Consider the following 11,982-nt stretch of genomic DNA (forward strand, 5'->3'; position numbering starts at 1 on the left):
AACCGGCAGGAAGCCGGCTGGGGCCGTAAGCAGCCGCCTGACCCCTTCACCGTTGGCCGGCCTACTGACACACGCTCGCATCGCCTGGCGGAAAAGTCGCTCTTTGATGGAACCACCAGCCCGTCAGGGGCCATTGCCTTTCACGGGCATGTCGGTTCCCATGCGCCGGCACTTAAGGGACCGGCCGGAGGCAGAAAACAAACTGGCATCGGACACGGCAGCGGATACGCCGTTATGGGCGTGACAGCCATGGGTATGGCAGGGGGGACGCCCGTGGGTACGGCGGGCATGACCGCAGACACGTGCGCGGGGGCCACGAACGAGGGTCCAGGGGCACTGGCTCCGGCGGCATCATCAGGTGGCTGATGCGGCTACTCAGCGGGCACACCACTGAACAGGTTGAGGCGCCGGGACGCGATGGCGGGTCGTCGGAACGCCATCACGAGAGAGCGCTGACGCAGCGGAACGGGGCCTCACCCCGCAGGAGAGGACCCGCTGCCGATACCCCCTCCACTCAGAGGCGCTGTTCGGTCAAACCATGAACCCGCGGGACCGGCCAGGAGGCGCGGATATCATGTGGGCATGGATGTCGGCAGCCCCTCATCCGTTCCCGACGAACCGGACACCCCCCAGCCCGGGGCAGAACGGCCCCGGACGATGCGGCTGTGGGTCGTTTTCGTCACGGTCGTGGTCCTCACGGCCGCGGCGTTTTTCGCCATCGGCCGGCTGACCGCAGCCCCGGCGCCCGCGCAGGTATCTGATGCCGGTGCCGACGCCGGATTCGCCCGTGACATGCAGGCCCACCACGCCCAGGCCGTGGAAATGGCCCTGCTGATCCGTGACAAGTCCGCCAACCCGGAGATCCGAGCTGTCGCCTACGACATCGCCACCTCCCAGCCGCAGCAGAACGGGCAGCTTTTCGCCTGGCTGCAGGACTGGGGCCTGCCCCAGGCAGGCACCGCACCGCCCGGGGCGTGGATGGGGGCAGAGACCGGCGCCGGGCACACCATGACACCGGACGCCGGAGGCGGGATGCAGGGCACCGGCGGGATGGGTGGCATGGCCACCGCCGAACAGATGCAAGCGTTGCGCGAGGCCTCCGGCGCCGCGGCCGACCGGCTCTTTACGGACATGATGATCCGCCACCACCAGGCCGGTGTCGAGATGGCCCGGGCCGCCGTCCGTCTGGCCGAGACGTCCAAGGTCCGGGACTTCGCCGCCCGCGTCGTGGACGCCCAGACCGCGGAGATCACCGCCCTGCAGGAACTGCGCGGCAGGATCTGACCCCCTTTCGAAGAAAGCGAGAAACCACAATGCCGGCATCACGGAAGAGCGCCGCGGAACGAAAAGCCATCCTGAAGGCCATCCAGACCAGGCAGCGCGCCGCCGACAGGCGGAGGTCGTGGCTGATCTACGGCACGGGCGAGGTTCTGGTCGCTTCGATCATCGGTGCCGTGACGTTCGTGCTCGTCGGTGATGTGCAGCAGGGTGAGCAGGCCAAGGCGGCCGCAGCCCGGCCCGTCGAGGGTGAGCAGGATTACCCCGGCCAGTCCCGGAACCACACTCGCGAACCCGTCAGTTACCCCCGGACCCCGGCCACCGGCGGAGACCACGCCCCGGTGTGGACGAACTGCGGGACCTACACCGTCCCGGTGGAGCAGATGCAGGCCGTCCACTCCCTCGAACACGGCGCGGTCTGGCTCTCCTACCGGCCGGACCTTCCCAAGGAGCAGGTCGCCGAACTGACTTCCCTGGCCGGAAGCCAGGACTACCTTCTGCTCAGTCCGTCGCCGGCCAGGCTTCGCCCGTGACCATAACCGCCTGGGGGAAACAGCTCTCCGTGGACAGCAGCAGCGACGGGCGCCTGGCGGCGTTCATCCAGAAGTACCGTCAGGGCCCGCAGACCCCCGAACCCGGGGCCGTCTGCAGCGGCGGCGTCCAGGGCTGACCGCGCGCCCTCCGCCCCAGTGCACTCTGCATAGTGTGGACAGGGTAGATCCAGCGGGTGGATGACGCGACGAGGCGGTGAGCAGACAAACCCGCGGTCTGGACGGTGTCGCTCCTTCCGCTGCCGCCCATCAGGGAGATGCATTAGCGGATAGCGGGGCGGGCCAGATAGGTGGGGTGGCCGGCGCGGGGAGGTTTCAGTGATGGTCTTGACCGGCGCCGCGTAGAACCGGGGCCACGGCAAACGCTTAGGGGCAAGCTGGCAGGTATGCTGGGGTGGTGTTGAATGAGTTTTGGGCGACTGCATCTGCCTCCTACAAAGCCGTTGTTTTCGGTGCGATGGGAGCGATCGCCGTCGGAATCGTTCTCACTATTTTGGGGCAAGTTTTCAGGAACGAGACCCTGACCTTCGCTTCGCTGGCCGTCATCGGTGTGGGGTTGGTGCTTCACAGCGCAGGCGTTGTCATCCGCGGCCACAAGGTACAGAAAAGCCTCCGGAAGTAGCCACCCGCCTAGCTGGGGCGTAGTTTCGGCTGGCGGCAGACCTGCTGACTGCATCCGATCCGTTTGCGGGGAACCGGCCGGACAGGACGCGGAACTGACTGCCTTCTGGGGGTTTCTACGCGGGAGTTGTGTGCCGCCGTCGGGCCCGCCAGCGTCTCCACAGCCAGGACTGGCCGCGCTCCGCGGCGCCCATGATCCGCACGGCAATGGCCCAGTATGCGATGCCTGCGGCCACGGACAGCACCACTGCCAGTACTGGTTGGCTGTCTTTGAAGTCCGGGAAGACCACCCAGTGGGTGACGTAGATATACAGCGACGCGCTGGCGACGACTCCGACGGCGCGGTGAAGGACCCTGGGTAACGGGATGGCCGGAATCCAGGCAATCAGCAGGATGCCCGCCAGGATGGTGGCTTCGCGCCGGGGGTCATCGAAGTAGCCCGGCAGGGTCAGCGCCGCCAGGATGGAGAGTGCCAGGCGCTGCGGCCAGGTCCGGGCCCGGGCAAGGGCCCAGCCGAGGGCGAAGAGCCACAGCACGGGGCGCGTGTGCAGGATGTCGACTGGCAGCAGGTTGTAGCGGAACAGCAGACCGATGCCCACGAGTGCCAGGGGGAACGCCAGCGGGAAGCGGCTCTCCGCGCGGTGTGCCCACGGGATGGACAGCAGTGCGATCATGCCCACCAGGACGTAGACCAGCACCTCGATGAACCAGAAGTGCCAGGCGTCCGTCCAGCCCGCGGGCCCGATCATAGTGTTCAGCAGGAACAGGTTGGCGGTGGTGTAGTGGAACTTGTCGCCGGCCAGCAGCATCACCGCGCCGATGAACGCCACCGTAGGCAGAATCACCCTGGCCAGGCTGCGGAGTTGGCGCCGCAACCGGGGAAGCCGCTCGCCGCCCAGTTGGAAGCGTGCGAAGTTGTATCCGGCCACGGCCATCAGGATGTGGGCCGTGCCGGGCCAGCGGATCAGGTCGATGTGGGTGCTGATAATGGTCAGGATCGCGACGGCCCGCAGCACGATGCTGGTCTCCAGCGGCGCGATGATCCGCCGGAGCCTGCGCCTGGGCTGGTTTGTCCCGCGCGGCGTAAGGTCTTTGACGGGCGTCACGTGCCAATTTGCCGGCAGATGGCCCAAAGCCCGCTCCAGCCGGACCGACGCCGCCACGTAGGACAGCGAGTCGCCGCCCAGCGAGACGAACGTATCGTCCTCGCCGATGTCCTCACGCTCCAGGGCGTCAGCGAAAATCCGCTTCACGTCCGCGGGCGACCCGCCCGCGGGGTCCGTGCCATCGTCGTCAGGTCCGCTTCCAAGAACGACGGCTGTGCCGGAAGCACCGGTGCCGCCCGCCCCGGTGCTTGACCACGGAACGGCGGCGGCAGGCGACTTCGCGTTACTAGGAGAGACAGCGGCGAGGGCAAGGACGGCGGGGTAGTCGGTCTTGCCGGTCGCCAGGCGGGGCAGCTCGGGAACGGCGTGAACGGTGACGGCGGCGCGCGGCAGGCCGAGCTCCTGGGCGAGCGTTTTGGCGAGCATCCGCTCGTCGTGGGTTCCTTCGGCGGCGGCCACCAACTGGGCGTCCGTCCCTGCGCAGGCTGCCTTGAGGCCGAGGCCGGCGAGGATTTTTTCCACTTGGCCGAGGTCGATCCGCAGGCCCGCGATTTTTACGAAGCGGCTGCGCCGTCCCACCACCTCGAAGAGCCCGTTGGTGTGCTGCCGGGCGAGGTCTCCGGTGCGGAGTTCCTGCACCGTGCGGCCCAGGGCGAGGTCTGCGGACTCCTTTGCGTAGCCGAGCATTACGTTGGGCCCGCTGTAGACAAGCTCACCGTGCCCTTGTCCAAGGTCAACCGGGTCTCCAGGGTTATCCAGGCCGGGGACAGGGTCGATCCGGAATTCTCCTCCGGGAACCGGGACGCCGATGGTTCCGGCGTTCGCCTCGGCCAGGTGCGGTGGCAGGTAAGCCATCCGGGCCGTGGCCTCGGTTTGCCCGTACATGACGAACAGGTCCCAGCCCTTGCGGCGGCCCAACCGTGCGTAGCGGGTCACCTTCTCCGGTGCCAGGCGTCCTCCGGCCTGGGTGATGTAGCGAAGGGTGGGCAGGTCCCGGTCGGCGAAACCGGCACGGTCCAGCAGTTCGAACGTGTAGGGCACGGCCGCAAAGGACGTGGCGCCGCGGTTCTGGAACAGCTGCCAGAAGCATTCATCCACCACGGACAGGCCGGTCAGTACCAACCCGGCACCGCGGAGCAGGTGGCTGTTGATGACCGAGAGCCCGTAGCAGTAGTACATGGGCAGAGTGGTCATGGCCCGGTCCTCGGCGGTGATGCACAGGTACTCGGCGATGGATTCGGCGTTGGACTGCAGGTTGCTGTGCGAAAGCCGCACGAGTTTGGGGGACCCTGTGGAGCCGGACGTGCTCAGGAGCAGTGCCAGGTCCGGGTGCAGTTCGTGGATGGTCCCGGTGCGGACCTCATCGAGCTCCAGCGCATTCGCCCCCGGCCCGCCAGCAGCGGGGCGGATGACGAGGTCGGGATCGTAGGCGGTCACGAGGGAGGCGAGGGCGGCGGGGTTGCCGGCGGGGGCCAGCAGCAGCGGATGGCCGCTGGAGAGCGCGGCGAGGTAGGCCACGAGGGCGTCGATGCTGTTGTCGGCGGCGAGCACGATCAGCCGTCGGGAACTGCCCAGACGGTGCGCGAAATCCTGCACGCGCCCGGCCAGTTCACTGTAGGTGACGGCCCGGGCGCCGTTAAGGATGGCGGGCCGGTCGCCATGGCGGGCAAGCCCCGCGGCAAAGGCAACCCCCGCGATTTCAAGGGGAAGAGTCACCGCGCCACCATAGAGGGTAGGCTTGCCTAACTTCAACTGGAAGAATTAGGAAACGCTTTCGTGACGTTAAAGCGTTGGGGTCATCCGGGCTGGCAGGGTATGAAACGAGTATTCGACCAACTGTTGTGGCCGATGACCGTTTCGCCGAAACCGTCAATGGTCCCGGACCGCGGGCATCCGCCCGCGCGGCACAGCGTATCCGACGGGGCCTTCCCTGTGGTGCGAACGGGAAGCGTCGGATTGGGCAGCAACCTGATGCTGCTCGGCGGCGCCGGAAAGGAGACACTGTCCGGCAGGCCACCAGGCAGAATCGATTGTCCTGAAGGTGTTCCCCCGGAGCAATCACCGCCCGTTGGCCCGCGGCGCCGACCGTTCGTGCGTCTCGGGTGCCGCGACTACGATGAGGGCATGAATCGTCGTCTTGCAGCTCTCATCGGGGCCCCGTTCATTCTGCTTGTGGCTGGCTGTGGCCAGGTGCAGGACGCCGCGAAAGGCATCGCCAGCGACGCCGCATCTCAGGCAGCCACGGCCGCCGCCGACGCGGTACGCGGCCAGATCTGCTCGCCTCTGCAGGACGGGCAGCTCAGCGCACAGGACCAGCAGGTCCTCTCAGGCCTGCTCCCGGCAGCGAAGGCCGCAGGCGTCCCGGCCGAGTTCGTTACCCCTCTGGAGCAGATCGCGAAGGCCGGGGACCAGGTGCCAGGCGCCTCGGTCACGGCATTGCTCCAAGCGTGCGGCATCACCCCAACGCCGACGCCCACCAGCAAGTAGCGCCACGCAGTGAACCGTTAGGACGTAACATCGCTGACCCGTCGCGTCCGAAAAGTCCTCGTACGCTTCTGTGCACCCAGCGAACTACAAGCTTAGTGTGAGCATAATTCGATCGGAGCTTCGGTCAACCGCTATTTGACCGGGGCTCCGCCAGTTTAAGGCCCGAGCTGTGCACTTGTTGCAGACATCCCTTTAGCGGAGGGTCCCGTCCTGTTGGGTTCGCGGACAGCGGGTGCGGCCGGCGGAGTGTATGGACCAGCCAGACAGCTCGACATTTATGCCGATAAACGCCAGTGGGCGACGGGCGGGTTTTGCTTCAGCGCCACCTGTGTCCTGCAAATGGGCGCCAGACACCTCGACCCCTACCCGTCCGTGCTGGCGTTTGCCAGCAGCAGGAACCTGCCTCCGCCAAGGAACGGCAGAAGACCATCGACGCCTCCTTTGCCGGGGACACGGCTGCCTTGGGGGCGCGGATCACCTTATGGGTCATGAAGCATGACAGCTTCGCGGGGAAGGCCGTCTATATCGGCAGGAGCCAGGGTCCCGAGTTCCTTGGCTACAGGGAGTCCGTTGTCAACGGCAGTGCGGGGCGGGATTCACGGCCGAGAGCCGGCAGATGGCCAACACGGGGCACTCATGGGAGAAGCATCCACAGCTGCTCGAAGGCCTACTTTCTCGCACAGCGCTGGGATTCCGCGCGTAAACGGCGGATATTCCCAGGGCATAAAAAGACACGCGGACCGGGCCTGCGGTACACCAACGTACGGGATGGTGTCAGGCGGCTGAAGCTCCATCCGGGGGCGGTTCCGCTTCAGCGCCCGGCTGCTCGGCAACGGTGTCCATGGTTCCACCGGGCGCTTCCCCGCTGTCCTGTCCTGAGGCGGAGAACTGCGCCTGGTAGCGCACCCGGCGAATCCGCCGCGTCATGGACACCATGAGCATCACAACAGCTATGACCATAAACGCTGTCATCACGAATCCGAGTAATCCCGGCGTCACCTGGTCCGCAGTCAAACCAGGCCTCAACCCGTCAGTCCCAGGACCGGGAGCAGGCGCCGTGCTCAGGGCTTGAAGGCCCGACGCAACAAAAATGTTCTGCACTGACTCATCCTTTTAAAATCTTTCCGAACGTGCTTCTGGACAGTGTGACCACGAATGACAAACCGCGGGTGAAGCACCGCCCCCTACAGCCATGAAAGCCACGACGTGAAATGTCTGGGTGTCATGCCTGGCCAGACGACCAACGACACTGATCAGGATCTCGACGGGATCATTCCCATGGCATCAAACACGCACTTTATTCGAACGCCGGTGCAGTGGCCCAAAACCATTCAACACCACCACAGCATAGGCGGGGCCGGACTCAGAAGTTGAAGACCCTAACAGAGGTAGTCCTGACGAGTGTCAGCCGTCACGGGCTCCGTTCCGGCCGCGGGGGTGCGGGTGTTGTGGTCTCAGACGTGGCCCGCGCCCCGAGCGTGGAGGGACGCTATTTGGTTTTGGGTTCGCGGTAGGCCAGGAGGCGCAGGGCGTTGGCGACGACGAGCAGGGTTGATCCTTCGTGGATCAGGACGGCCAGGCCGATGCCGATGGTCCCGGTGATGGTGGCCGGGATGAGGATCGCGACGATGCCGAGGCTGGCCCAGAGGTTCTGGCGGATGATTCGGCTGGATTGGCGACTGAGGTTCACGGCGAAGGGGAGCCGTTCGAGGTCATCTCCCATGAGCGCGACGTCGGCGGTTTCCATGGCGACGTCGGAGCCGGCGGCGCCCATGGCAATCCCGACGGTGGCGTTGGCCATGGCCGGTGCGTCGTTGACGCCGTCGCCGACCATCGCGACCTTGTGTTCCCTGGTGCGCAGCTCGATGACGGCTTTGACCTTGTCTTCGGGCAGCAGGTCGCCGCGGGCCTCGTCGAGTCCGAGCTTCCCGGCCACTGCGTCGGCGACGGTCTGGTTGTCGCCGGAGAGCATGATCATGTGCCGGATGCCCGCCTGGCGCAGCCCGGTGATCACCGGCGCGGCGGAGTCCCTGGGTGTGTCCATCAGGCCCAGGACGCCCAGGTACCGGGACCCGCGGCGGACGATCATGGTGGTCCGGCCCGCGGCTTCCAGCCGGGCGGTGGAGTCGGTGATGTCCTTGGTCAGTGTCGTCCCGTCGATTTCGGCGAAGAGCTGCTGCTTGCCGATGTGGATTTGTTCACCGTCGATCAGGGCGCTGACCCCGCGCCCGGTGATGCTGGTAACCGCGCCGGCCGTGAGCGGGGGTGTGCCGTCCAGCCGGGCGCGGGCCGCTGCCACGATGGCTGAGGCCAGCGGGTGGTCGCTTTGGGACTCGACGGCGAGGGCGACGTTAAGCAGTTCGGTTTCATTCACGCCCTGGGCGGGTTCGACGTCGGTCATTTCGGGTTTGCCCTCCGTGAGGGTGCCGGTTTTGTCGAAGGCGATCGCGCGCAGCGTGCCCAGGTTCTCCAACGGTCCGCCGCCTTTGATGAGCAGGCCGCCGCGGGCGGCGCGGGCCAGCCCGGACAGGACAGCGCTCGGGGTGGAGATCGCCAGGGCGCACGGGCTGGCGGCGACCAGGACGGCCAGGGCCCGGTAGAGCGTGGCGGAGAACGGTTCGTCAACGACGAGGCCGGCGAAGAGGAGCACAACGACGAGGATCAGCACGGCGGGGACGAACACACGCTGGAAGCGGTCCGTGAACCGCTGGGTGGGGGAGGTCTGGGCCTGGGCTTCGCTGACCATCCGCACCACCCGGGCGAGTGTGGAGTCCTTGGACAGCCGGGTCACCTCGATCTCCAGTACCCCGGGCCCGTTGACCGTGCCGGCGTAGATCCGGCTTCCGGCGGGGATGTCCGCCTCCTTCCGGGAGGCCTGCGCCCCGATCGGGGTCTTGTCCACGGGGATGCTTTCCCCGGTCACGGCTGATTGGTCCACGCTGCTCTGGCCAACGGTGACGTAACCGTCCGAGGGGATGCGGGTGTTGGGTTTGATGATGACCGTGTCGCCGATCCGCAGTTCCCCGACCGGGATCTCCTGTTCGGCGCCGCCGCGCTTAACGGTCGCGGTGTCCGGGGCGAGTTCGGCCAGGGCCTGGATGGCGCGCCGGGCCCGTCCCATGGCGTAGCTTTCCAGGGCGTGGCCGATGCTGAACAGCGCCAGCAGCAGGGCGCCCTCCGCGAGATCCCCCAGCACCGCTGCGCCCGCGGCCGCGACCAGCATCAGGAAATCGATCTCAAACCGCTTGGCCATCACCGTCTGGATGGCTTCCTTCAGGGTGTAGTAGCCGCCGAAGAAATACGCGGCGACGTACAGCGCCGTCGACACCCCATCCGGCACCGCAGGGCTCAGCCCGAGCAGGAACCCCGTCGCCAGCGCCAGGGCGCACAGGACCGCGAAGATCAGCTCGCTTCTCTCACCGAAAATCCCGCCGTGCTTGTGATCATGCTCGTCATGCTTTTCATGCTTGTGGTCGTGCGCTTCAGCCTCGGGTGCGGCGGCTTCGGGTGCGCCGGCCTGCCCGGCGCCTGCACCGGGGGCTTCGGCGGGACCGGGCCGGCCTGCGCGCGGCGGCGTCCCGAAGCGCGTGAGAAGGTCAGTGATCGCCTTCTCCGAGGTCCGGTCCGTGAGGTATTCGACCGCGACGGAGCCGGTGGCGGAGACATGGGCCTCCGCCACACCGTCCAGGCTGCGCAGCCGCTGTTCGAGCAGCTGCGCCCGGGCGGGCCTGGAGATGCCGGCCACGTCGAGGCTGAGGTGGCCGAAGTCGGTGTCCACCCGTGCCCCCAGGGACAGGGCCAGTTCGCGGATCCGGCGCAGGCTGATGACATCAGGTTCGAAATGCACACACAGCTGCGCCGCGTCGGTGCCGTCCGGGCGTTTGACGTGGGCGTTGATGACGCCTTCCCGGGCCTGCAGGCCGTCGGTCAGGGTCCGGACGCAGGCGTCCTGTTCATCCAGCGCCTCCGGCAGCACGGTCTTCAGGTCAAGCTGGGTGTCGGTTGCCATGCGTGCTCAATTCACAATGTCAGGGCGGTCAGGGGTAAAGGGGTGCTGGTGGAAGGTGTCGGGGGTCAGCCGAACAGATCCCCGAGGAACCCGCCACGCTTGCGGCGGTCGTGCCGGTCCCCGTGCCCGGAACCGTGGTGTCCGTCCCTGCGCTCCGGATACGGAGACTGGCCATACGGGGGCTGGCCATACGGGGGCTGGCCGTACGGGGCCTGCGGGGACGCAGGCTGGACATACGGGGCCTGCGGGCTTCCGGGTGCGGGGTTCCGGGCCGCGTAAAACGACGCTTCGGCGTCCATCAGGGACTCCAGCTCGCCCCGGTCCAGGAAAATACCCCGGCACCCCGTGCATTGATCGATGATGACGCCGTTACGCTCGTAAGGACGCATCTCCGCTGCACATTTGGGGCAGGTGAGCGGGGCAGGTGATGTGTTCACGATGACTCCTGATGGGTTGCTTCGGTGGTGGGTGGTTCAGTGCTGGGTGGTTCAGTGGGCGCAGGGGCTGCGGTGACCACCGGAGAGTGGCCCGCGTGGGTGATCGCCAAGTCCAACAGCATCCGGACATGGCTGTCTCCCAGCCGGTAAAACACGACGCGGCCCGCCCGGCGGGTCTCCACTACACGGTGCGCGCGCATCAGCCGGAGAGCCTGACTCACCGAGGACTCACTCAGCCCGGCCACCAAGGCAAGATCCTGCACACACACCTCCCCGGCTTCGAGCAGGGTGGCAAGGATCCGGACCCGGCCCGGGTCACCCATCAACCGGAACACAGCGGCGACCCGCTCGACATCCTCCGCCGAGGGCAGCGCCCCCTGGAGGGCATCAACACGTGCCCGGTCACCGTGGTGGTCCTGATGCCAGGGCGGGCCAACAGGGGCGGGGATGGGCTGAAGTCGTCGGCTCATATGAACACATTATCATTTGATCAGATAAAGGCAAGTTGATTGTTACCGGTTTCTTCCGATGTGGCCGGGCCCCTCCTCCGTCGGCTGGCCTGCACCGATGTGAGTGCCCTCTTCTACAGGGCACCGAGGACGTAGATGACGAGGAATCCGAGGAAGAACATGGCGCCCAGGAGCACGGTCTCTTCATGCTCGTGCGCCTCGACCAGCAGTTCTTCCACCGTCAGATACAACAGGGCTGCCGCACCAAAAGCCAGAACCGCAGCCAGGGCCGGTCCGCTGGCCCCGCCCAGGAGGATCGCGCCGCCGATCGCGCCGACGGCGGTAAGGAGCCCGAGTCCGCTGCTCGTAGCGGCAGCGCGGGCGCTGGACAGCCCCCTGCCCTTAAGCCCGACTGTCAGGGACAGGGCCAGAAACAGGATTTCGATGGTGAGGGCGATGGTCAGGATCAGTGCCTGCCTGGGACCGAGAACGGTTCCCAACCCAACGAGCAGTCCGTCCAGAAGAAGATCGATTCCGACGGCGGCGAGCAGACCCGCCGGCAGTGACCCCGCCACTGGGGACTGCCTGTCTATTTTCCGGCCAAGCGCGCCCAATGCAAGCATGACAGCCGTGCCTGCTGCGAAGCCGGCAGCAGCGAATCCAAGATTTCCTTCCGCGCGGAGATCCGGCAGCACCTCGCCGGCCAGCGCAGCCAGCACCACACCGGCGGCGAAATGCTGGATTGCACTGGTCAGCTTCGGACCCGGGGGCCTGAACGCCGCGATGACCGATCCCAGAATGGCCGCTGCCACCGGAAAAGCAACCAGCAGTGAGGCCTGGGCTGCGAGATTCACACTGCCATCTCTTTCATAGAACCCCTGCCAGACGAAGCGAGCCGTCGATTCACCCGATCCGGCGAAACGTGCGGGACTGCATGCTCCCATCACGCTACACAGGGACCCCCCGAGAAAGAAGGATCGGCGCCATCCGCAGTAAACAATGCCCCGCCCCATCCCTACAGGAACATCTGCCGCGATTCCGACG

Annotated in this window: 9 protein-coding genes and 1 pseudogene; 4 read left to right on the forward strand and 6 right to left on the reverse strand. The window is 66.7% G+C overall.

Annotation, left to right across the window (positions count from 1 at the left end):
* Positions 1 to 582: 582 nt before the first annotated feature.
* The 3 genes and pseudogenes from PV772_RS09805 to PV772_RS09815 all read left to right on the forward strand — a co-directional run bounded on the left by PV772_RS09805 (position 583) and on the right by PV772_RS09815 (position 2,451).
* The gene (locus tag PV772_RS09805) at positions 583 to 1,284 is read left to right on the forward strand and encodes a DUF305 domain-containing protein (protein WP_347886007.1); all 702 of its coding nucleotides are present in this window, start codon (positions 583 to 585) and stop codon (positions 1,282 to 1,284) included.
* Positions 1,285 to 1,313: 29 nt separating this feature from the next.
* Positions 1,314 to 1,948, forward strand: a pseudogene (locus PV772_RS09810) (DUF3105 domain-containing protein).
* A 278-nt stretch (positions 1,949 to 2,226) separates the two neighbouring features.
* A complete protein-coding gene (locus PV772_RS09815) occupies positions 2,227 to 2,451 on the forward strand; it encodes a DUF3188 domain-containing protein (RefSeq protein WP_347886008.1) in 225 nt (74 codons plus the stop codon).
* 115 nt (positions 2,452 to 2,566) lie between these two features.
* On the opposite strand, the gene PV772_RS09820 is transcribed toward PV772_RS09815, so the two are convergent.
* Positions 2,567 to 5,272, reverse strand: a complete 2,706-nt coding sequence (locus PV772_RS09820) for an AMP-binding protein (RefSeq protein WP_347886009.1) — start codon at positions 5,270 to 5,272, stop codon at positions 2,567 to 2,569.
* Between the two features lie 408 nt (positions 5,273 to 5,680).
* Here PV772_RS09820 and PV772_RS09825 point away from each other — a divergent pair, with 408 nt between their 5' ends.
* Positions 5,681 to 6,043: a hypothetical protein gene (locus PV772_RS09825; protein WP_347886010.1), complete on the forward strand. Its 363-nt coding sequence runs from the start codon at positions 5,681 to 5,683 to the stop codon at positions 6,041 to 6,043.
* A gap of 774 nt (positions 6,044 to 6,817) precedes the next feature.
* Here PV772_RS09825 and PV772_RS09830 read toward each other — a convergent pair.
* The 5 genes from PV772_RS09830 to PV772_RS09850 form a co-directional block, all read right to left on the reverse strand.
* Entirely contained in the window at positions 6,818 to 7,015 is a 198-nt protein-coding gene (locus tag PV772_RS09830; protein WP_347886011.1) for a hypothetical protein, read from the reverse strand.
* Between the two features lie 517 nt (positions 7,016 to 7,532).
* On the reverse strand, positions 7,533 to 10,052 hold the full coding sequence (locus PV772_RS09835; RefSeq protein ID WP_347886012.1) for a heavy metal translocating P-type ATPase: 2,520 nt from the start codon (positions 10,050 to 10,052) through the stop codon (positions 7,533 to 7,535).
* Between the two features lie 65 nt (positions 10,053 to 10,117).
* Positions 10,118 to 10,489 carry a zf-TFIIB domain-containing protein gene (locus tag PV772_RS09840; protein ID WP_347886013.1) on the reverse strand — a complete coding sequence of 124 codons (372 nt, stop codon included), beginning with the start codon at positions 10,487 to 10,489 and terminating at the stop codon, positions 10,118 to 10,120.
* Complete coding sequence (locus PV772_RS09845; protein WP_347886014.1) at positions 10,486 to 10,959, reverse strand: metalloregulator ArsR/SmtB family transcription factor; 474 nt, start codon at positions 10,957 to 10,959, stop codon at positions 10,486 to 10,488. Before PV772_RS09845 ends, PV772_RS09840 begins: the two co-directional genes overlap by 4 nt.
* A 113-nt stretch (positions 10,960 to 11,072) precedes the next feature.
* Positions 11,073 to 11,792: a ZIP family metal transporter gene (locus PV772_RS09850; protein ID WP_347886015.1), complete on the reverse strand. Its 720-nt coding sequence runs from the start codon at positions 11,790 to 11,792 to the stop codon at positions 11,073 to 11,075.
* Positions 11,793 to 11,982: the final 190 nt, after the last annotated feature.

The sequence above is a fragment of the Pseudarthrobacter sp. CC12 genome, assembly GCF_039907755.1.
GTDB classification, from domain to species: domain Bacteria; phylum Actinomycetota; class Actinomycetes; order Actinomycetales; family Micrococcaceae; genus Arthrobacter; species Arthrobacter niigatensis.